At 59.3% G+C, this 21773-nt stretch carries 19 protein-coding genes; 3 read left to right on the top strand and 16 right to left on the bottom strand.

Annotated features, from left to right (window positions below):
- Nucleotides 1-10: 10 nt before the first annotated feature.
- Complete coding sequence (cobA, locus tag AC1Z1G_RS09075) at nucleotides 11-790, top strand: uroporphyrinogen-III C-methyltransferase (RefSeq protein WP_483626532.1); 780 nt, start codon at nucleotides 11-13, stop codon at nucleotides 788-790.
- 91 nt (nucleotides 791-881) lie between these two features.
- Here the strand turns inward: cobA and AC1Z1G_RS09070 are convergent, their stop codons facing one another.
- From AC1Z1G_RS09070 to ppsA, 9 genes are all read right to left on the bottom strand, one after another.
- Nucleotides 882-1853, bottom strand: coding sequence for an OmpA family protein (locus tag AC1Z1G_RS09070; protein WP_483626531.1), 972 nt, complete (start codon nucleotides 1851-1853; stop codon nucleotides 882-884).
- Between the two features lie 107 nt (nucleotides 1854-1960).
- Nucleotides 1961-2551: an RNA polymerase sigma factor SigX gene (gene sigX, locus AC1Z1G_RS09065; protein ID WP_483626530.1), complete on the bottom strand. Its 591-nt coding sequence runs from the start codon at nucleotides 2549-2551 to the stop codon at nucleotides 1961-1963.
- 90 nt (nucleotides 2552-2641) lie between these two features.
- Complete coding sequence (locus AC1Z1G_RS09060) at nucleotides 2642-3466, bottom strand: mechanosensitive ion channel family protein (protein WP_008027407.1); 825 nt, start codon at nucleotides 3464-3466, stop codon at nucleotides 2642-2644.
- Nucleotides 3467-3468: 2 nt separating this feature from the next.
- Nucleotides 3469-3714: a CrfX protein gene (locus tag AC1Z1G_RS09055; RefSeq protein ID WP_347905013.1), complete on the bottom strand. Its 246-nt coding sequence runs from the start codon at nucleotides 3712-3714 to the stop codon at nucleotides 3469-3471.
- A 63-nt stretch (nucleotides 3715-3777) separates the two neighbouring features.
- Complete coding sequence (locus tag AC1Z1G_RS09050; protein ID WP_483626529.1) at nucleotides 3778-4773, bottom strand: zinc transporter ZntB; 996 nt, start codon at nucleotides 4771-4773, stop codon at nucleotides 3778-3780.
- A 26-nt stretch (nucleotides 4774-4799) separates the two neighbouring features.
- Nucleotides 4800-5291, bottom strand: a complete 492-nt coding sequence (gene rraA, locus AC1Z1G_RS09045; protein ID WP_483626528.1) for a ribonuclease E activity regulator RraA — start codon at nucleotides 5289-5291, stop codon at nucleotides 4800-4802.
- Nucleotides 5292-5393: 102 nt separating this feature from the next.
- Nucleotides 5394-5693, bottom strand: a complete 300-nt coding sequence (locus tag AC1Z1G_RS09040) for a Rieske (2Fe-2S) protein (RefSeq protein WP_483626527.1) — start codon at nucleotides 5691-5693, stop codon at nucleotides 5394-5396.
- Nucleotides 5694-5792: 99 nt separating this feature from the next.
- Nucleotides 5793-6782, bottom strand: coding sequence for an alpha/beta fold hydrolase (locus AC1Z1G_RS09035; protein ID WP_483626526.1), 990 nt, complete (start codon nucleotides 6780-6782; stop codon nucleotides 5793-5795).
- Between the two features lie 160 nt (nucleotides 6783-6942).
- Nucleotides 6943-9318, bottom strand: coding sequence for a phosphoenolpyruvate synthase (gene ppsA, locus AC1Z1G_RS09030; protein WP_483626525.1), 2376 nt, complete (start codon nucleotides 9316-9318; stop codon nucleotides 6943-6945).
- Between the two features lie 334 nt (nucleotides 9319-9652).
- Between ppsA and ppsR the strand changes: the two genes are divergently transcribed.
- Complete coding sequence (ppsR, locus tag AC1Z1G_RS09025) at nucleotides 9653-10471, top strand: posphoenolpyruvate synthetase regulatory kinase/phosphorylase PpsR (protein ID WP_483626524.1); 819 nt, start codon at nucleotides 9653-9655, stop codon at nucleotides 10469-10471.
- 111 nt (nucleotides 10472-10582) lie between these two features.
- On the opposite strand, the gene AC1Z1G_RS09020 is transcribed toward ppsR, so the two are convergent.
- On the bottom strand, nucleotides 10583-12001 hold the full coding sequence (locus AC1Z1G_RS09020) for an aminotransferase-like domain-containing protein (RefSeq protein ID WP_483626523.1): 1419 nt from the start codon (nucleotides 11999-12001) through the stop codon (nucleotides 10583-10585).
- 143 nt (nucleotides 12002-12144) lie between these two features.
- Here AC1Z1G_RS09020 and AC1Z1G_RS09015 point away from each other — a divergent pair, with 143 nt between their 5' ends.
- Nucleotides 12145-13032 carry a DMT family transporter gene (locus AC1Z1G_RS09015; RefSeq protein WP_483627787.1) on the top strand — a complete coding sequence of 296 codons (888 nt, stop codon included), beginning with the start codon at nucleotides 12145-12147 and terminating at the stop codon, nucleotides 13030-13032.
- A gap of 101 nt (nucleotides 13033-13133) precedes the next feature.
- Here the strand turns inward: AC1Z1G_RS09015 and prpD are convergent, their stop codons facing one another.
- The 6 genes from prpD to AC1Z1G_RS08985 all read right to left on the bottom strand — a co-directional run bounded on the left by prpD (nucleotide 13134) and on the right by AC1Z1G_RS08985 (nucleotide 21675).
- Entirely contained in the window at nucleotides 13134-14618 is a 1485-nt protein-coding gene (gene prpD / locus AC1Z1G_RS09010; RefSeq protein WP_483626522.1) for a 2-methylcitrate dehydratase, read from the bottom strand.
- A 202-nt stretch (nucleotides 14619-14820) separates the two neighbouring features.
- A complete protein-coding gene (gene prpF / locus AC1Z1G_RS09005; RefSeq protein ID WP_483626521.1) occupies nucleotides 14821-16011 on the bottom strand; it encodes a 2-methylaconitate cis-trans isomerase PrpF in 1191 nt (396 codons plus the stop codon).
- Between the two features lie 53 nt (nucleotides 16012-16064).
- A complete protein-coding gene (gene acnD, locus AC1Z1G_RS09000; RefSeq protein ID WP_483626520.1) occupies nucleotides 16065-18659 on the bottom strand; it encodes a Fe/S-dependent 2-methylisocitrate dehydratase AcnD in 2595 nt (864 codons plus the stop codon).
- 208 nt (nucleotides 18660-18867) lie between these two features.
- Nucleotides 18868-19995 (bottom strand): bifunctional 2-methylcitrate synthase/citrate synthase, encoded by a 1128-nt coding sequence (gene prpC / locus AC1Z1G_RS08995; protein ID WP_483626519.1) that lies wholly within the window; start codon nucleotides 19993-19995, stop codon nucleotides 18868-18870.
- Nucleotides 19996-20062: 67 nt separating this feature from the next.
- On the bottom strand, nucleotides 20063-20956 hold the full coding sequence (gene prpB, locus AC1Z1G_RS08990) for a methylisocitrate lyase (RefSeq protein ID WP_483626518.1): 894 nt from the start codon (nucleotides 20954-20956) through the stop codon (nucleotides 20063-20065).
- Entirely contained in the window at nucleotides 20953-21675 is a 723-nt protein-coding gene (locus AC1Z1G_RS08985; RefSeq protein ID WP_483626517.1) for a GntR family transcriptional regulator, read from the bottom strand. Before AC1Z1G_RS08985 ends, prpB begins: the two co-directional genes overlap by 4 nt.
- Nucleotides 21676-21773: the final 98 nt, after the last annotated feature.

Here is a 21773-nt window from a genome sequence, read left to right as displayed (position 1 = left end):
GGAAGAAAACATGAGCGCAAAAGTCTGGTTGGTGGGTGCAGGTCCCGGCGACCCTGAATTGCTGACCCTCAAAGCCGTACGGGCGCTGAACGAAGCCGATGTGGTGCTGATCGATGACCTGGTTAACGAAGCGGTGCTGGTTCATTGCCCGAGGGCACACATCATTGCGGTGGGCAAACGCGGCGGCTGTCGCTCTACTCCGCAAGCGTTCATTCATCGCTTGATGCTGCGTTATGCCCGCCAGGGCAAGTGCGTGGTCCGGCTCAAGGGCGGTGATCCGTGCATTTTCGGTCGTGGTGGTGAAGAAGCACAGTGGTTGCGCGGACATGGAGTCGATGTCGAGCTGGTCAATGGCATTACGGCGGGCCTGGCAGGAGCCACCCAATGCGATATTTCGCTGACCCTGCGCGGTGTTGCCCGGGGAGTGACGCTGGTCACCGCCCACACTCAGGACGACAGCGAACTCAACTGGTCCGCCCTGGCGCAAAGCGGTACCACGCTGGTGATCTACATGGGCGTGGCGAAACTGGGCGACATTCGTCGACAGCTTCTTGCGGGTGGCCTCGCGGCGGATACGCCCGTGGCGATGATTGAAAATGCGTCATTGCCCCAGCAACGTGAATGTCGGAGTGACCTGACAGCCATGCAGGAAGACGCCCACGCGTTTCAACTGAAAAGCCCGGCTATCCTGGTGATCGGTGCGGTGGCAGCATGTGCAATGGATGAGACACAGACAAATGCTCTTTGGAAACGGGGCCTGAGCGCACAGGATGTCGAGCAATCTGCCTAAGGTGGGTACAAGAGAATCTTCGATCAGTTCCTTAAATCGCAGGCAAAGAAAAGCCCGGCCTAAGCCGGGCTTTTCTGAACTGCGAAGCTAATTACTTAGCTTGAGCTTCAACCTGCGCTTCTACGCGACGGTTAACAGCGCGGCCAGCTTCAGTTGCGTTGTCAGCAACTGGGCGGGATTCGCCGTAACCAACCGAGCGAACGCGGTTAGCGTCGATACCGTCTTTGACCAGAACTTGTTTCACAGCGTCAGCACGACGCTGGGACAGCTTCTGGTTGTAAGCGTCAGGACCGACGGAGTCAGTGTGACCTTCAACAACGGTGGTGGTCTGTGGGTACTGCTTCATGAAGTCAGCCAGGTTCTTCACGTCGCCGTAGCTGTTTGGCTTAACAACAGCTTTGTCGAAGTCAAACTTGACGTCCAGCTCAACACGTACCACTTCAGCAACTGGAGCTTCTGGCTCTGGCTCTGGAGCCGGCGCTGGAGCTACTGGAGCTGGAGCAGGCTTGTTGCCGCCGCCGAAGTTAACACCCAGACCGATGGTCGGAGCGTAGTCCCACTTGCCGTTGTCAAGCTTGTAGTCAGCTTCAACGCCAGCACGGGCGAAGAAGTTTTCGGCGAAGTAGTACTTAACGCCAGCGCCCGCAGTCAGGAAAGTCGACTGGTCGCGACCGGTGTGGCCAGTGGCCGCAACGTTGGTCATGCTCTTGTGAGCAACGCCACCGGAAACGTATGGACGCAGAGCATCGCCAGCGTTGTTGAAGTGGTACTGAGCGTTCAGGCCGAAGTTATCGCCCTTGATTTTCTGGTTGCCAGTGCCGTCATTCGAACGAGTGTGGTTCGTCTTGTCGTAAGTAGCGTTCAACGACAGGTCGTCGGTCAAGAAGTAACCGATGGAGGCGCCAGGGTTGAAGCCGTCTTCGACGTGGTTAACGCTGTCGTTGTACTGCTTCTTGTAGAACAGCTCGCCTTCAACTGCGCCTTGGCCTTGTGCCAGTGCGCCGAACGAAGTAGCGGCAATAAGAGAACCAATGGCCAAGCCCAAGGTGTTTTTCAGTTTCATCCGTTAAATCCCCATCTGGTGATTGTGAAGCAGTCCCGCAAACCGGGGGACAACTCGGCGGCAAGTCTATCAGAACTTGCCTACACGTAAGAGATATTTGCGCCGAACTAAGTTTCAGCAATGCCTGCAAATTTCTCACGCAATTTATCTAGAGCGCGCTTGTAGCGCATTTTTGTCGCACTCAATCCCATGTGCATTATGTCTGCGATCTCCTGAAATTCCAGTTCTGCGACAAAGCGTAGCACCAGAATCTCCCGGTCAATCGGGTTCACATACACCAACCAGCGATCAAGTCCACCCTTTTCCTCAGGTTTTGGCATCTTCTCTTCAGACGCTTCCTCGAGGGGGTCCAGACTCAATGCGTCCATCAAGCGACGCTTTCGCCGTTCCTTCCGATACTGTGTGATGCATTCGTTGTACGTGATGCTATATAGCCATGTCTTGAACTTCGATTTCCCCTCGAAGTTCTTCAGACCATAGAGCACCTTCAACATCACTTCCTGACAGACATCATCTGCGTCACGATCGTTCCCCAAATAACGTGCACACACGTTAAATAAGGTTCTCTGGTAACGCCGCATCAATTCTTCATAGGCGCGCGTGACGTGAAACAGCTCCGTGTGCGAGCGCGCGACCAACTCCTCATCAGAGAGCTCGCGGGGGTCGTAGCGCATGGATAGCGATTGGGCTTTATTCAAAACAAGTCGGGCCGACAGTCAGGTCAATGTCCGCCGCAGCCCGTGTTCTCGGACATTTTGCGGCGGCATACATTAGCAGGGTTTGCCGGGTTAGCGGCTACTTACATGCTGTTCCAGGAGGATCCGATTGGAGAGTGAGACTAGCTCACCCTCGTCGGTCAGCAATGTAGTTTTAACCGTGCCGATCTCTTCGATCTGGCCTTCGACCTCACCAACACGCACTTGTTGCCCAACCTGATACAACTCACGCACATAGATTCCAGCAAGAATCTGACCGGCAATTTCCCGGCTTCCCAACCCCATGGCCAAGGCAACAGCCAGACCAACGGTAATCAAAACGATGACAATCACATGGTTCAGCAGGTCGGTTTTGACTTCCAACTGACTGATGGCCACAGAAATACTGATGATGATCACCAGGCCCTGAGCAATACGGCCCAGACCAGCAGCGTAGTCAAGCCCTACACCTTCAGCAGCGCCACGCACCAGCCCATTGGCCAGTTGCGCCAGCAAAACCCCGACCAGCAACACCAGCGCGGCACCGAAGACCTTCGGTAAATACAGCGCTAGCATATCGAGCGTAGCCGAAACTCGCTCCAAGCCAAGGGATTCAGCAGCAGAAACCAGAAAAATCAGCAGAACGAACCAATAGACGATCTTGCCGATCAGGGTCGAGATCGGCACCTGCAAGCCTGCACGCGAGAGCAATTTGGTCAGACCGGTACCGCCCATCAGGCGATCCAGCCCCAGTTTGGCCAGCAGTTTGGAGAGCAAGGTGTCGAGCAGCTTGGCCACGACAAAACCCAACAGCAGCACCACCAGGGCGCCAAACAGGTTCGGAATGAAGTTCGCTACCTTGGTCCACAACGCGGTCATCGCAGTGACGAGGCTCTGAGTCCAGAGATCAAGTTCCATATTCAATCAGCCTTATCAGCAGTGCGAGCAGTAGGTTTAAGACGGGAAACCGGCGAGACGTGGGCCGAACCGTTATTCAAGGCGATCATCAGCGCCGGCAGCCAGCGCCCCAGCAAGCTGAACAGATCACCGGCACCGACCTGGCGGTTGGCGGTTTTCAACACGCGACCCAGGCAGGCATCGTCGTCCCGGGTGGACGGCGAGGCTTTCAGCATGTCACGCAAAGACTGTTCAAACGGATCGTGCATACGCACCTCTCGTGATGTCTGTGAAAGACGCGATCAAAATTCTCCGGGTCACATGGCTCACCACTAGACCCAGCGCAAACGTCGGTACAACCACCACTGCCCCAGCGCCACCGCCACAATCATCAGGCAGGCAATCAGGAAGCCGTAGGGGTTGGCGGAAAACGGAATTCCACCGACATTAATGCCCAACAAACCGGTGAGAAAACTCATCGGCAAAAAGATTCCGGTGATGATCCCGAAGCGGTACATGGTGCGGTTCATTCGTACGCTCAAACGCCGATCTTCGGCCTCAAGCACCAGCCCCACGCGCTCTCGGGTCAGTTCGAGCTCTTCCAGATAGCGCGTCAGGCTGTTGTTCAATTCGTTCCAGTAATCACCGTCGCCCTCGACGAACCACGGCAGTTTGATCCGTGTCAGTTGACCAAAAATATCCCGCTGCGGGGCAAGGAACCGCTTGAGCCCGGCGGCCCTGCGACGTATCTGCAAAATGGCGCCATGCTCCGGGGTATACCGTTCGTCGGTATCCAGCTTTTCTTCTTCATCATCGACCACTTCAGAGAGGTCGCTGACCAGGTCCTGCACTTTATTGGTGAGGTACTGAGCCATATAAAGGACGAGTTCGGAGGTGGTTTTCGGTCCCTTCCCCTCGGCCAGTTGCACCAGTAACTCATCTGTTGCCCGCAGAGGGCGCAACCGCAGGGAAATGACCCGCTGGGCAGACCCGAAGATGCGCACCGACACCATGTCTTCGGGTTCGGCGCCAGGGTTGAGATTGACTCCGCGCAAAAACAGCAACAGTTCGCAGTCCGGCAGCGCGAGAAGGCGCGGCCGGGTATTCTCTTCGAGCAGAAGATCACAGTTGAACTCACTCAAACCGCTGGATTTACGCAGCCAGGTCTGGGTTTGCGGATGACTTCGATCCCAATGCAGCCAAAGACTTTCATGGGCTTGCAGTTGCAAGTCATCGAGTTCAGTCCGGGCAATCGAACGCGCACCGCCTTCACCATCCAGCACCAGGGCATGTACCAGCCCCCACTGCGCGTTTTCTTCCTCGAACATCCTCACCCCTTGGTTGACTCGACTGTTTATTCAGGCATTTTCAGCGGGCTTGGCGAAATGATCACGCCATTGTTGTCGGCATAGATGTATTCACCCGGGCGCAAAGTCACGCCAGCGAAGGTCACCGCGATATTCAGCTCACCGATACCTCGCCGGGTGGACTTCTTGGGATGGCTGGCCAAGGCCTGCACCCCCAGATCGGTCTGGGCAATGATATCGACGTCGCGGATGCAGCCGTAGACCACCAGCCCTTCCCACCCGTTTTTCGCAGCTTTCTCGGCCAGCATGTCGCCCAGCAGCGCACAACGCAGCGAGCCGCCGCCATCGACCACCAGCACCTTGCCATTCCCTTTGAGTTCTACCTGCTCCTTGACCAGCGAATTGTCTTCGAAACACTTGATCGTGACGATTTCACCACCAAAGGAATCACGGCCACCGAAGTTGCTGAACATGGGCTCCAGCACTTGCACCAGTTCCGGGTAGGCGTCGCACAGATCGGGGGTAAGGTAATGGTTCATCGAGAAACTCCTGTAAGGGAAAGCACACGATTGAGAAAGGTGACCGTCGTCAAAGCCACTTTAATGAAACGAGCCCAGCGCACTGCGGTTTAACCACCGGCCCTAGATGTCGACACCAATGCGGTCACCCTCATAGGTCGGCTTCAGCAGGTTCAAGCCCGGGCAGGACGGTTGCAAGGACTGGCCACCCGGTAGCTGAAACTCGATACCGTGACGCTGACAACGCAAAACACCGTTAGTCAGCGTGCCTCTGGATAAGGGCGCCCCCTGATGCGGGCAGCGGTCCTCGATCAGCAACGGCTGATTATCCAGCACCAACAACAGCACGCTACGCCCACCGACCTGAAAAGTCTGTCGGTAACCTTCCTCCAGATTGATCAAGCGCTCTAACGGCACGAACATAATACTGACTCAGCAACCCAAAGTGACCAGAGCGACGTAATTCGTCATATCTTATCCGTAAGCCGCTGAGAGCGAAATATTCTTGTCGGCGCGCACGCTTCAACCAGCCGCTGCCATCTGCGGTTTCTCGCCCAGCAACGGTGTTTGCTGATCCTTCAACCAACGCGCCACCATCGGCCAGACTTCAGCCTGGGCGGTTTTGCTGATCAGCATTTCCACATGACCGAAGTGGTCGCTGAAACCCTGCTCGCGCCCGAGACAAACGAACTGCTTGTGCTCGGAGCCGATGTGATCAAACAGTTTCTGACAGGCCCAGGTGGGGTCCTGGTGATCACCGCTGGCACTGACCGCCAACACCGGCACGTGTACGTCGGCCAGGCCGGCCCACCAGTCTTTGTCGGCATCACCGAAGCGCCCGAACAGCCCGTACCAGCGCATGCTTTCCAGAGCCAGGCCAATCGGCTCGTCCTCCGGACCACGCTTGAGGCGCGAACCTGACAGTTGAGCGAACCGCTTGAGAATGAAGCGCCCGCTCCATTCCACCGGTGGAATCTTCAACGGCCAGTAAGTACGGCTGACCTGAGTACCGAAGAACGCCGCCGACGCGACGGCAGGCTCGCCCAGGTATTGCCCGCCCAATGCAGCCGCCAGGGTGATGCCGCCCAGGGAATGGCCCAGCCAATGCGGCACCTGGTCGCTTTGCTCGCGCACAAACGCGGCGATGGCCGGAAGGTCATAGCGGGCATAGTCGGCGACGCGGTTTTTGCGGTAGTTCTGGTTGCGCCGGGACAGGCCGTGACCGCGCATTTCCGGGATCCACACGTCATAGCCGGCACGCGCCAGATAAGCCCCAAGGCCCAGGCCTTTGGGCGAAAACCAGAAACGTCGATTGGAAAAACTGCCATGAAGCAGGATCACCGGGACGCCACGGGACTCTGGCGCATCGGCCATGCCCAAACGCGTCACCGCCAGTTCGACGCTGCTGTCAGGGCTGTTGCCCGGTTTCAAGCGATAGACATCCTCGCTCAGATCGCCGCGACGCTCGGCGCTGATCAAGGCCACAGGAAATAGATTGCTGCTGCTTTGCATAATGCTCTTGCACAAAAAAAGGGCGGCTTCCAGAGGAGCTCGCCCAGTGTGTGCCCCATGCTGGCAATGACCGTCCAGATGACGACGTCTTTACCGGCCTGGAACACGGAATCTTAAAGCCCCGGCCAGCAGTGTAGCCGACCGGAGCTTGCTTCACCGATCAGACCGCAGCCTGACCCTCTGCCAGGAAGAACCAGGTTTCCAACACGGAGTCCGGGTTCAGGGAGACGCTTTCGATGCCCTGCTCCATCAGCCACTTGGCCAGGTCCGGGTGATCCGAAGGGCCCTGACCGCAAATACCGATGTATTTGCCGGCCTTGTTACACGCCTGAATCGCGTTGGCCAACAGCTTCTTGACCGCCGGATTACGCTCATCGAACAGGTGCGCGATGATCCCGGAATCGCGGTCCAGGCCCAGAGTCAGCTGGGTCAGGTCGTTGGAGCCGATGGAGAAACCGTCGAAGAACTCCAGGAACTCTTCGGCCAGGATCGCGTTGGAAGGCAGTTCGCACATCATGATCACGCGCAGACCGTTCTCGCCGCGCTTCAAGCCGTTCTCGGCCAACAGATCCACCACTTGGCTGGCTTCGCCCAACGTACGGACGAACGGCACCATGATTTCAACGTTGGTCAGGCCCATCTCGTTGCGCACGCGTTTGAGCGCACGGCATTCGAGTTCGAAGCAATCGCGGAACGACTCGCTGATGTAACGCGACGCACCACGGAAGCCCAGCATCGGGTTTTCTTCTTCCGGCTCGTAGAGCTTGCCGCCGATCAGGTTGGCGTATTCGTTGGACTTGAAGTCCGACAGGCGCACGATGACCTTTTTCGGCCAGAACGCGGCGGCCAGGGTGCTGATGCCCTCGACCAGTTTTTCGACGTAGAAGCCGACCGGATCGTTGTAACCGGCAATGCGTTTGTCGACGCTGTCCTTGATTTCCGAGGGCAGGCCGTCGTAGTTCAGCAACGCTTTAGGGTGCACGCCGATCATGCGGTTGATAATGAACTCCAGGCGGGCCAGGCCCACACCGGCGTTCGGCAACTGCGCGAAGTCGAAGGCGCGATCCGGGTTGCCGACGTTCATCATGATTTTGAACGGCAGTTCCGGCATGGCGTCGACGGAGTTTTTCTTCACGTCGAAACCCAATTCGCCTTCGAAGATGAAACCGGTGTCGCCTTCAGCACAGGAAACGGTCACGCCCTGGCCGTCTTTCAGCAGTTGGGTAGCGTTACCGCAACCAACGACCGCCGGAATCCCCAGTTCGCGGGCAATGATCGCCGCGTGGCAGGTGCGCCCACCACGGTTAGTGACGATAGCGCTGGCGCGTTTCATGACCGGCTCCCAGTCCGGGTCGGTCATGTCGGACACCAGCACGTCGCCCGGCTGGACCTTGTCCATCTCGGAAACGTCTTTGATGATGCGCACTTTACCAGCGCCGATGCGCTGGCCAATGGCGCGGCCTTCCACCAGCACGGTGCCGGTTTCTTTCAACAGGTAACGCTCCATGACGTTGGCCTGGGTGCGGCTCTTCACTGTTTCAGGACGGGCCTGCACGATGTACAGCTTGCCGTCGTCGCCATCCTTGGCCCATTCGATGTCCATCGGGCACTTGTAGTGCTGCTCGATGATCATTGCTTGCTTGGCCAGTTCGCTGACTTCTGCGTCGGACAGGCAGAAACGTGCGCGCTCGGCCTTGTCGACGTCGACCGTCTTCACCGAACGACCGGCCTTGGCTTCGTCGCCGTAGATCATCTTGATGGCTTTGCTGCCCAGGTTGCGGCGCAGGATCGCCGGACGACCCGCTGCCAGCGTACCTTTGTGGACGTAGAACTCATCCGGGTTCACCGCGCCCTGTACGACGGTTTCGCCCAGGCCGTAGGCGCCGGTAATGAACACCACGTCACGGAAACCCGACTCGGTGTCCAGGGTGAACATCACACCGGCGGTGCCGGTTTCCGAACGCACCATGCGCTGCACGCCGGCAGACAGGGCGACCAGTTTGTGGTCGAAGCCCTGGTGCACGCGGTAGGAAATGGCACGGTCGTTGAACAGGGAAGCGAAGACTTCCTTGGCCGCGCGGATGACGTTTTCGACGCCACGGATGTTCAGGAAGGTTTCCTGCTGGCCGGCGAAAGAGGCGTCCGGCAGGTCTTCGGCGGTGGCCGAGGAACGCACGGCCACGGCCATGTCAGGGTTGCCGGCCGACAGCGCGGCGAACGCGGTGCGGATTTCGGCGTTGAGCTTCTCCGGGAACTCGGCTTCCATGATCCACTGACGAATTTGCGCGCCGGTTTTCGCCAGGGCGTTCACGTCATCGACGTCCAGTGCATCGAGCGCCGCGTGGATCTGGTCGTTCAGACCGCTTAATTCGAGAAAATCACGATAAGCCTGAGCCGTCGTGGCGAAGCCACCCGGGACCGATACACCGGCGCCCGCAAGGTTACTGATCATCTCGCCCAGGGATGCGTTCTTGCCCCCCACATGCTCTACATCATGAACGCCGAGCTTATCGAGGGAAACTACGTACTCTACCAAGGTGATCTCTCCACTAACTGTGTTGGAAAAGCTCAGGGCACCGGCGGCTCAGGGGAGCAATTTGCCGGCGTTATGGCCTGGACCTGGAAAATAAGTGAGAATGCGGGCCGTTCCAGGCCGGCAAATCGCGCCTATCATATCCAAGAATCGTTAAAAGTGTCCTGTGTCGCAAGTGCGTGCCTTTTTGGCGAGTGACTGTTGTTGCCTGACAAGGCGCCGCGACAAGTCATAGCTGGCTATGGCGAGGAGCGGCAACGTAGTATGGCGACAACAGACGCCGCCAAAAAAGTACGCGTTTGTGGCACAGGACACTCACTTAAGGCCCAAGGTGCAAATGAAACGATCTGCTTTTTTTATCTCCGACGGCACCGGCATTACCGCCGAAACCCTCGGTCAAAGCCTGCTGGCGCAGTTCGAAAACATTACCTTCAGCAAAGTCATACGGCCCTATATCGACAGCGTTGATAAAGCGCGGGCCATGGTACAACAAATCAACAAAGCCGCTGAAACCGACGGCTTTCGCCCGATCATCTTCGACACCATCGTCAACCAGGACATTCGTGAGATCCTCGCGACCTCCAATGGTTTCATGATCGACATCTTCTCCACCTTCCTCGCGCCCCTGGAACAAGAGCTGAGCGAACACTCCTCGTATTCGGTCGGCAAGTCCCACTCCATTGGCCACAACTCCAATTACATGGAGCGTATCGAGGCGGTGAACTTCGCCCTCGACAACGACGACGGTGCCCGCACGCACTATTACGACAAGGCCGACCTGATTCTGGTGGGTGTGTCACGCTGCGGCAAAACCCCGACCTGCCTGTACATGGCCATGCAATTCGGGATTCGCGCGGCCAACTACCCGCTGACCGAAGACGACATGGAGCGCCTGCAACTGCCGGCCGCCCTGCGCGCCCACCAGCACAAGCTGTTCGGCCTGACCATCGACCCGGACCGCCTCACCGCGATCCGCAATGAACGCAAGCCCAACAGCCGTTATTCGAGCTACGCCCAGTGCGAGTTCGAAGTGCGTGAAGTCGAGAACCTGTTCCGCCGCGAGAACATTGCGCACATCAATTCCACGCATTTCTCCGTGGAAGAGATTTCGGCGAAGATTCTGGTGGAGAAAGGCGTGGAGCGGCGCTTCAAGTAAGTTTTCAGCGCCTGGCATACCGCCTTCGCGAGCAAGCCCGCTCCCACACTGGACCGTATCTACCTTGAGGTCGCGGTCAACTGTGGGGGCGAGCCTGCTCGCGATGAACGATTACGCGATTTCTGCGCCCTGCTCCAATGCCTTCGCTACTGCCGCAAATCCTTCACTCAGCAACCTGTCATCCCCAGACGTATTACACACACTCACCCGAATAAACTGCGGTACCGCGGCGTGCCCGACAGCGAATGCTTCGGCAGTTGCAATCAGATAACCGTTCTGCTTGAGCTCAGCCTCGACCTGCGACGCACGCCAGGGTTCAGGCACTTCGATCCAGAAATGCGGGCTGTGGCGGTGGGTGGTGTACTCAAGGCCTTCAAGCAGACCGGCGACCAAGGCTTTGCGTCGGCTGATCTCCGTGACCTGCTGCCCCAACAGTTGCCGGGCGATACCGGTTTCGATCCATGAAGTGGCCAGTTCCATGACCAATGGCGTTGCCATCCAGCAACTCGTCCGCACGGCCGCTGATAACCGGCCGATCAACGCCAGTGGCGCATGCAGGTAACCGACCCGCAATCCGGCGGAAACAGCCTTGCTCAGGCTGCCGATCAGCACCGTACGCTCCGGTGCAAAACAGCTCAGCGGTAACGGCCGGTCCTGTGCCAACACTGCGTGAGCTTCGTCCTCGATAATCAGCAGATTGTGCTCACGACAGACCTGCGCCAATGCCGCGCGCCGCGTAGCCGACATCACTGCCGCCGTAGGATTCTGGATCGTCGGCGTGCAATACAACGCCGTTACGCGGTGGTGACGGCAGGTTTCGTCCAGCGCCGAGGGTAAAAGCCCTTCGGCGTCCATCCCCAGCCCGATGAGTTTTATGCCCAGCGTACGGGCGACGCTGATCAGCCCCGGATAGGTCAGTTGCTCAGTCACCAGCGTATCGCCAGCCTTGAGCAGCGCCATCAACGTACACAGCAACCCATGCTGACCGCCATTGACACAAATGACCTGTTCAGCCTGCGTAACAAAATCCCCGTGGCTCAGCCAAAGGGCACCCGCCGCCCGATAACGCAGTAATCCAGCCTCGGCGGTGTAACCGCTGATGCACTGCAAGGCCATTGGGTCAACGGCCAGCGCTTGCAAAGCCTGGCTCAACAGCAGCGCTTCCTGCCCGGGAATCGGCTGATTTCGGCTCATGTCAAAGCCTGGCTGTGGCTCTTCGCTGACATTGCGAAAGCCACCATCACGCGGGCGCTCCATCCCGCGCTGACGCACATAAGTGCCGTCTCCTACACGGGCGACCACCCGCCCGACGCGCTCCAGTTCGGCGTAGGCGCGGCTGATGGTGCCGACGGTGACGCCCAGGCTATCGGCCAGCAATCGATGGGGCGGCAACTTGCAACCCGGCTCGATCAAACCGTCCTGAATGCCCTGCTCGACCGCATCGGCAAGCCGCTTGTACTTCATTCCCGCACCGTCCGTGAGCGCGACGCGCAGGATTGACACCATGGCAATACTTACTTTGACAGCCATTACCTTCCCTAATAGCGTGCTGAAAACGGGTTCAATCAGGGATAGACCTTTTCACCAAAGAGGTCAATTCCGCTCACGAAAGGAGTTCGGTCATGTCTGCATCCATTGCCCTCGATGCCGCGCAAAAGACTCACAAAACCTGGCTGGCGGGCCTGATCACCAGCGCACTGTTTCTCATCGTTTGCCTGAGTTGGGGCACCACGTGGCTCGGGATCAAGATTGCAGTCGAAAGCGTGCCGCCCCTGACCGCTGCGGGCCTGCGCTTTCTGATTGCCTTCCCACTGTTCCTGACGTTCGCGAAGCTACGCCGGGAACCGCTGTTGTTTCCCAGGGAAAGCCGCTGGTTCTTCGTTTTCGTCACACTGTCGTACTTCAGCCTGCCGTACTACCTGTTGAACTACGGCGAGATGCACGTTTCGTCCGGCCTGACCGCGTTGCTGTTCAGTTGTATGCCGGTGTTCATCCTGATTTTCTCGGCGGTGTTTCTACGGGAAAAAATCTACGCCTCACAGGTGCTCGGTATCGCAATCGGCTTTGGCAGTCTGTTCATGATCATTCGTAGCCAGGGGTTGCACCTGGACCACGCAGAATTGCTCGGCGTGCTGGCGATTCTCGCCGCCGCGATCATGCATGCGCTGTGTTACGTGGTGACCAAAAAACACGGCAGCGCCATCAGTGTCATTACCTACAACACTCTGCCCATCGGTATCGCCGGGCTGATGCTGGCGGGTTCAGGGCTGGCGGTCGAAGCACCGACGTTCGACACCATCAGCCTGCGGTCCTGGGGCGCGCTGTTCTACTTGGGGCTGGTCGCGTCGGTCGGCGGGTTCATTGTGTATTTCATGCTGCTCAAACGGTTGAGCCCGATCATCCTGTCCTTTGTGTTCATCATCTTCCCGGTGTTCGCGGTGATCATCGGCGCCTGGTACGAAGGGCAAACGATATCGTCCGAGTTGATGGCCTACTCGGCGGTGCTGTTGACGGGGTTTGCCATCACCAAATTGCCGGTGGAGAAGTGGCTCAAAGGCTGACAGCCGAACCGGAAGACGTTCCGTTTGCTGGCGATGGCGACCGTGAGATCGCCATCGGGAGCAAGGCTGGCGCCGCGACGAAGAACGCTGACGCGGTCCGACTAGATCACGAAGAGGTCGACGAATCGGTTGACCGGCGTGGCTTCAAGCTTCGCCTGATCCTTGCACAAGGCGAAGATCTGCGCCGACCGTTGCGCGGTGAACCGGGTAGCCAGGTTGGCCTTGAATTTATCTTCCAGCAACGGGATACCGGCGGTGCGACGGCGACGATGGCCGATCGGGTACTCGACCACCACCTGCTCGGTGCTCGTCCCGTCCTTGAAAAACACCTGCACCGCGTTGGCAATCGAGCGCTTGTCGGCCTCCAGGTATTCGCGGGTGAAGCGCGGGTCTTCGACGATAACCATTTTCTCGCGCAGCACATCAATGACCGGGTGCGCCGCGTGAAACTCGTCTTCGTACTGTTCGGCCACCAGATTGCCGAACGCCAGCGGTACGGCGGTCATGTACTGGAGGCAGTGGTCGCGATCGGCAGCGTTGGCCAGTCGCCCGACCTTGGAGATGATACGGATCGCCGACTCATGGGTGGTGATGACGATTTTGTCGATTTCATGCAGGCGATTGCGCACCTGCGGGTGCAGCGTTACAGCGGCTTCGCAGGCAGTTTGCGCGTGGAACTCAGCCGGGAAGCTGATCTTGAACAGCACGTTCTCCATCACGTAAGTGCCGTAGGGCTGCGCAAGGCTGAAAGCACGCCTGTCGTCAGGCTTGAGGGCCAGGTCCTTGTTGGTGTGGCTGAACAGCACGTCGTAGAAACCCCACTGTGTGGCCGTCAGCACGCCGGGAATGCCCATTTCCCCGCGCATGGCGATATCCGCCAGGCGCACACCACGGCTGGACGCATCCCCCGCCGCCCAGGATTTACGCGAACCGGCGTTCGGCGCATGCCGATAGGTACGCAGTGCCTGGCCATCGACAAACCCGTGGGACAGCGCCGACAACAACTGCTCGCGGTTGGCGCCCATCAGTTTTGCGGCGACGGCGGTCGAGGCAATCTTGACCAGCAGCACATGATCCAGGCCAACCCGGTTGAAGGAGTTTTCCAGGGCAATCACGCCCTGAATCTCGTGAGCCATGATCATCGCATCCAACACCTCCCGCACGGTCAGCGGCGCCTCGCCATTGGCCACGCGTTTTTGCGACAGGTGATCGGCCACGGCGAGAATCGCGCCCAGGTTGTCAGATGGATGCCCCCACTCGGCGGCGAGCCAGGTGTCGTTGTAGTCGAGCCAGCGAACGATGCAGCCGATGTCCCATGCTGCCTTGACTGGATCGAGGCGAAAACTTGTGCCAGGAACCCGGGCTCCAAAGGGTACGACCGTGCCTTCGACAATGGGCCCAAGGTGCTTGGTGCACTCGGGGAAACGCAGGGCCAGCAGGCCGCAGCCGAGGGTGTCCATCAGGCAATGGCGGGCCGTGTCGAGGGCCTCGGGGGATTCGATCTTGAAGTTCAGGACGTAGTCGGCAATGTCTTGCAGGACGCGGTCGTAGTCAGGGCGGTTGTTCAGGTCAACGTTGGCACTCATGTTCGATTCACTCTGGCAGTGGTTCGTAAATGGGACCTCGGTTCAGGATCAATCTCAGTCGGTTACTGCTTTCTTATTGTAGGAACGGGATCAAATGTGGGAGCGGGCTTGCTCGCGAAGGCTGACTGACATCCAACATTGATGTTGACTGCCCCACCGCTTTCGCGAGCAAGCCCGCTCCCACATTAGCTTTGTGTCGGGATCAGAACACATCACCCGGCACACGCACCCAGCCTTCCATCAACACCCGCGCACTGCGGCTCATGATGGCCTTGGTCACGGTCCAGTCACCGTCGACCTGATGGGCCTCGGCACCGACGCGCAAGGTGCCCGACGGGTGCCCGAAGCGCACCGCGCTACGTGGATGGCCGCCCGCCGCCAGGTTTACCAGCGTGCCGTTAATGGCCGCCGCCGTGCCGATGGCCACGGCCGCCGTGCCCATCATCGCGTGGTGCAACTTGCCCATGGACATGGCGCGCACCAACAGGTCGATATCGTTTGCCGCCACCGGTTTACCGCTGGAGGAAACGTAATCGGCCGGCCGCGCAACGAATGCCACCTTCGGTGTGTGCTGACGCTTGGCCGCTTCATCGAGACTGGCAATCAGGCCCATGCGCAATGCACCGTGCGCCCGGATGCTTTCAAACATCGCCAGCGCTTTCGGGTCGCTGTTGATATCGCCCTGCAACTCGGTGCCGGTGTAGCCGATCGCCTGCGCGTTGACGAAAATCGTCGGGATGCCGGCGTTGATCATGGTCACCTTGAGGGCTCCAAGACCGGGCACTTCCAGGTCATCGACCAGGTTGCCGGTGGGGAACATCGAACCGCCCGCGCCCTCCTCTTCCGCCGCTGGATTGATGAATTCGAGCTGCACTTCGGCCGCCGGAAAGGTCACGCCATCGAGTTCGAAATCACCGGTTTCCTGCACCGCGCCGTCGGTGACCGGCACGTGGGCGATGATGGTCTTGCCGATGTTGGCCTGCCAGATACGCACCACGGCCACGCCGTTGTGCGGAATGCGACCGGCATCAACCAGACCGCTGCTGATGGCAAACGAGCCAACCGCCGCCGAGAGGTTGCCGCAGTTGCCGCTCCAGTCGACAAAAGGCTTGTCGATGGAGACCTGGCCGAACAGGTAATCCACATCGTGATCCGCCTTGAGGCTCTTGGACAGGATCACCGTTTTGCTGGTGCTGGACGTCGCCGCGCCCATGCCGTCGATTTGCTTTTCATACGGGTCGGGGCTGCCGATCACCCGCAACAGCAGCGCATCGCGGGCCGAGCCTGGAACCTGCGCCGTTTCAGGCAAATCCTGCAGGCTGAAAAACACGCCTTTGCTGGTGCCGCCACGCATGTAGGTGGCAGGAATCTTGATCTGGGGTATGTGGGCCATGGAGTGTCCTCATTGGCCAGCGCGGGGCTTGAAGCCCCGCGCGGCGCGTCGTGTTAAACGGCAACTGCCGATTCAAGGAAGTCCTGGGCGAAACGTTGCAACACACCGCCCGCCTCGTAAATCAAGACTTCTTCGGCGGTGTCCAGGCGGCAAGTGACCGGCACCGACAGTTGTTCGCCATTTTTGCGGGTGATAACCAGGGTCAGCGTGGTACGCGGCGTACGCTCGCCCACCACGTCAAAGGTTTCAGTGCCGTCGATGCCCAGGGTCTTGCGGTCAGTGCCCGGCTTGAACTCCAGCGGCAACACGCCCATGCCCACCAGGTTGGTGCGGTGGATACGCTCAAACCCTTCGGCAGCGATGGCCTCGACACCGGCCAGGCGTACGCCCTTGGCCGCCCAGTCACGGGACGACCCCTGACCGTAATCGGCACCGGCAATAATGATCAGCGGCTGCTTGCGCTCCATATAGGTTTCGATGGCTTCCCACATGCGTTTGACCTGGCCTTCCGGCTCCACGCGAGCGAGCGAACCCTGCTTGACCTTGCCGTTTTCCAGGACCATTTCGTTGAACAGTTTCGGGTTGGCGAAAGTCGCACGCTGCGCAGTGAGATGATCGCCCCTATGAGTCGCGTAAGAGTTGAAGTCCTCTTCCGGCAGGCCCATTTTCGCCAGGTACTCGCCTGCGGCGCTGTCGAGCATGATCGCGTTGGACGGCGACAGGTGATCGGTGGTGATGTTGTCCGGCAGCACCGCCAGCGGGCGCATGCCCTTGAGCGGACGCGCTCCGGCCAGCGCACCTTCCCAGTACGGCGGACGGCGAATGTAGGTGCTCATTTCACGCCAGTCGTACAGCGGCTCGACTTTCGGGCCGGTGTCTTCGTGGATGGCGAACATCGGGATGTAGACCTGGCGGAACTGCTCCGGCTTGACCGACGCCTTGACCACCGCGTCGATTTCCTCATCGCTTGGCCAGATGTCCTTGAGGCGGATTTCCTGGCCGTCAGCCGTCAGGCCCAGCACGTCCTTTTCGATGTCGAAACGGATGGTCCCGGCAATCGCATAAGCCACCACCAGCGGCGGCGACGCGAGGAACGCCTGCTTGGCGTACGGGTGGATACGGCCGTCGAAGTTGCGGTTACCCGACAGTACGGCCGTGGCGTACAGATCGCGGTCGATGATTTCCTGCTGGATCGCCGGGTCGAGTGCGCCAGACATGCCGTTGCACGTGGTGCACGCGAACGCCACCACGCCAAAACCCAGTTGTTCCAGCTCTTGGGTCAGGCCAGCTTCATCGAGGTACAGCGCAACGGTTTTCGAACCCGGTGCCAGCGAGGACTTGACCCACGGCTTGCGGGTCAGCCCCAGTTTGTTGGCGTTGCGCGCCATCAGGCCCGCGGCGATGACGTTGCGCGGGTTGCTGGTGTTGGTGCAACTGGTGATGGCGGCAATGATCACCGCGCCATCGGGCATTTGCCCCGGCACATCGTCCCACTGACCGGCAATGCCCTTGGCCGCGAGGTCGGTGGTCGCCACCCGTGCATGAGGGTTGCTCGGGCCTGCCATGTTGCGCACCACCGAGGACAGATCGAAGCTCAGCCCACGCTCGTATTCGGCGTTTTTCAGGCTGTCGGCCCACAGGCCGGACTGCTTGGCGTACAGCTCTACCAATTGCACTTGCTGGTCTTCACGGCCCGTGAGTTTCAGGTAGTCGATGGTCTGCCGGTCGATGTAGAACATCGCAGCGGTGGCGCCGTATTCCGGGGCCATGTTGGAAATGGTCGCGCGGTCGCCCAGCGTCAGTTTTGATGCCCCTTCACCGAAAAATTCCAGCCAGGCACCGACGACTTTCTGCTGGCGCAGGAACTCGGTCAGCGCCAGCACCATGTCGGTGGCGGTGATGCCCGGTTGCAGCTTGCCGGTCAGTTCGACGCCGACGCTTTCCGGCAGGCGCATCCAGGAGGCGCGGCCGAGCATCACGCTTTCAGCTTCGAGGCCGCCGACACCAATGGCGATCACGCCCAAGGCATCCACGTGCGGGGTGTGGCTGTCAGTGCCGACGCACGTGTCGGGGAACGCCACGCCATCGCGCACCTGAATCACCGGTGACATTTTCTCCAGGTTGATCTGGTGCATGATCCCGTTGCCCGGCGGAATCACGTCGACGTTCTTGAAGGCCTTCTTGGTCCACTCGATGAAGTGGAAACGGTCTTCGTTGCGTCGATCTTCGATGGCGCGGTTCTTGGTGAACGCATCAGGATCGAAACCGCCGCACTCCACGGCCAGGGAGTGATCGACAATCAGTTGGGTCGGCACCACCGGGTTGACTTGCGCCGGGTCGCCGCCTTGCAGGGCAATGGCGTCACGCAGGCCGGCGAGGTCCACCAGCGCGGTCTGGCCCAGAATGTCGTGGCAGACCACGCGGGCCGGGAACCACGGAAAGTCGAGATCGCGCTTGCGCTCGATCAGTTGTTTCAGGGAATCGGTCAGGGTCGCCGGATCGCAGCGACGCACCAGGTTTTCCGCCAGCACGCGCGAGGTGTACGGCAGCGTGTCGTAGGCGCCAGCCTGGATAGCATCGACCGCCTCACGGACGTCGTAATAATCCAGATGGGTACCGGGCAGCGGTTTGCGAAATTCTGTGTTCATCGTCAGGACTCGGTCACGGTAGTTTCAAAAGGTGGGGCCTGGCACTGGTCTGTGGCTGGAATGCCTTTAAATGTGGGAGCAGGCTTGCTCGCGAAAGCGGTGTGTCAGTCGACATCCATGTTGAATGTCAGTCCGTCTTCGCGAGCAAGCCCGCTCCCACAGGGTCCGATTACCACATAAAAAATCAGCGCCTTTCAGGCCCCACCATTCAGCGTTGTTCGATTGGCACGAACTTGCGCTGTTCGACGCCGATGTACTCGGCGCTCGGGCGGATGATGCGGTTGTTGGCACGCTGTTCGAACACATGCGCCGCCCAGCCGGTCAGGCGCGAGCAGACGAAAATCGGCGTGAACAGCTTGGTCGGGATGCCCATGAAGTGGTACGCCGAGGCATGGTAGAAGTCGGCGTTGGGGAACAGTTTTTTCTGTTCCCACATGGTTTTGTCGATGGCTTCCGAGACCGGGAACAACACCTTGTCGCCCACTTCGTCAGCCAGTTTTTTCGACCAGCCCTTGATCACTTCATTGCGCGGGTCGTTGTCTTTGTAGATCGCGTGACCGAAGCCCATGATCTTGTCTTTGCGCGCCAGCATGCCGAGGGTGCCCTCGATGGCGTCCTCCGGCGAGGCGAAGCGCTCGATCATTTCCATCGCCGCTTCGTTGGCGCCGCCGTGCAGCGGACCGCGCAGGGAGCCAATCGCGGCGGTCACGCAGGAAAACAGGTCGGACAAGGTCGACGCACACACGCGGGCGGTAAAGGTCGACGCATTGAACTCGTGTTCCGCGTAGAGGATCAGCGAAACGTTCATGACCTTGATGTGCAACTCGCTCGGCTTCTTGTCATGCAGCAAGTGCAGGAAATGCCCGCCGATGGACGGTTCGTCGGTCACGCAGTGGATGCGCTTGCCCTCATGGCTGAAGCGATACCAGTAGCACATGATCGCCGGGAACGCAGCCAGCAGCCGGTCGGTGGCATCGTGCTGCTCGGCGAAGCTTTTCTCCGGTTCCAGGTTGCCCAGGAACGAGCAACCGGTGCGCATCACGTCCATCGGGTGGGCGTCGGCAGGAATGCGCTCCAGCACTTCTTTCAGCGCTTGCGGCAAGTCCCGCAGTTGACCCAGTTTGTCCATGTAGTTGGCCAGTTGCGACTGATTCGGCAGCGTGCCGTACAGCAACAGGTACGCCACTTCTTCGAAACGTGCTTCGGCGGCCAGTTCGCGAACGTCATAGCCACGATACGTCAGGCCTGCGCCTTCCTGCCCCACGGTGGACAAGGCGGTTTGCCCGGCGACCTGGCCACGCAGCCCGGCGCCACTCAATACTTTTGCTTCGGCCATTGCTCTCTCCAATCTTGAATTTGTTAGGGAATCGGCAACTTCTAAACGACTGATCCGGGGTTGCCGATCAGCTCTTTTTCTGAGCAAACAACGCATCGAGCTTCTGCTCGAAGGTGTGGTAATCGATGCGGTCGTACAGCTCCATGCGAGTCTGCATGGTGTCGATGACGTTCTGTTGCGTGCCGTCGCGGCGGATCGCGGTGTAAACGTTTTCTGCGGCTTTGTTCATCGCCCGGAAGGCCGACAACGGGTACAGCACCAGCGAAACATCGGCGGCTTTCAATTGCTCGACGGTGTACAGCGGTGTCGCGCCGAACTCGGTGATGTTGGCCAGGATCGGCGCTTTGACGCGGCTGGCGAACAACTTGTACATCTCCAGCTCGGTAATGGCTTCCGGGAACACCATATCGGCGCCGGCCTCGATGCAGGCTGCGGCGCGATCCAGGGCAGACTCCAGGCCTTCCACTGCCAGGGCATCGGTACGGGCCATGATCACGAAGCTGTCATCAGTGCGCGCATCGACAGCGGCCTTGATGCGATCGACCATTTCCTGCTGGGACACGATTTCTTTGTTCGGACGGTGACCGCAGCGCTTGGCGCCAACCTGGTCTTCAATGTGAATCGCCGCCGCGCCGAACTTGATCATCGACTTGACGGTGCGCGCCACGTTGAACGCCGAGGAGCCGAAACCGGTGTCCACGTCCACCAGCAGCGGCAGGTCGCAGACGTCAGTGATGCGGCGCACGTCGGTCAACACGTCATCCAGACCGGTAATGCCCAGGTCCGGGACGCCAAGAGAACCGGCAGCGACCCCGCCACCGGACAGATAGATAGCCTTGAAACCGGCGCGCTTGGCCAGCAGCGCGTGGTTGGCGTTGATCGCGCCGACCACCTGCAAAGGTTGCTCGCTGGCAACCGCATCGCGGAAACGCTGACCTGGTGTGCTCTTGTTGGAACTCATGACTCACCTCGTGGAGTGGCTGTCTGATGGGCGCCGTCCTGATAGTGACGGGCGATATTGCGTTTTGAAGCGCCGATGTGACGACGCATCAACAACTCGGCCAATTCACCGTCACGGTCGGCGATGGCATCGAGAATCCGGTGGTGCTCGGCAAACGCCTGGCGCGGCCGATTGGGCGTGGCGGAAAACTGGATGCGGTACATGCGCACCAGTTGATAGAGCTCGCCGCAGAGCATTTGCGTCAGCGTGCGGTTGCCGCTGCCCTGGATGATCCGGTAGTGAAAGTCGAAATCGCCTTCCTGCTGGTAGTAACCGACGCCTGCCTGAAACGCGGCGTCGCGCTCATGGGTTTCGAGGACCCGGCGCAGTTCGTCGATTTCTTCGGTGGTCATGCGTTCGGCCGCCAAACGGCAGGCCATGCCTTCCAGGGATTCGCGGATTTCGTAGAGTTCCAGCAGTTCTGCGTGGCTCAGCGACACCACACGGGCACCGACATGAGGAACGCGAACCAGCAAGCGCTGGCCTTCCAGGCGATGGATCGCCTCACGCAGCGGCCCGCGACTGATACCGTAGGTGCGTGCCAGTTCCGGCTCGGAAATCTTGCTGCCCGGGGCGATCTCGCCCTTGACTATGGCCGCCTGGATGCGCCGAAAGACGTGCTCGGAGAGGGTCTCCGTGTCGTCCTGAGCCAGGACCGGGGGATCGAGTTGATCCAGCATATTGTCGACACCTTGAAAGCTAATGCCGCAAAAATTAGCCAATAGCACGCCATCAGTCAAAGGAAATATAGCTATTGTCGACAATCGTCTAATAACCG

The organism is Pseudomonas sp. JL27(2026) (assembly GCF_056933555.1).
The sequence above is the reverse complement of the archived record's forward strand: the minus strand, read 5'-3'. Positions and strand labels throughout refer to the sequence as shown.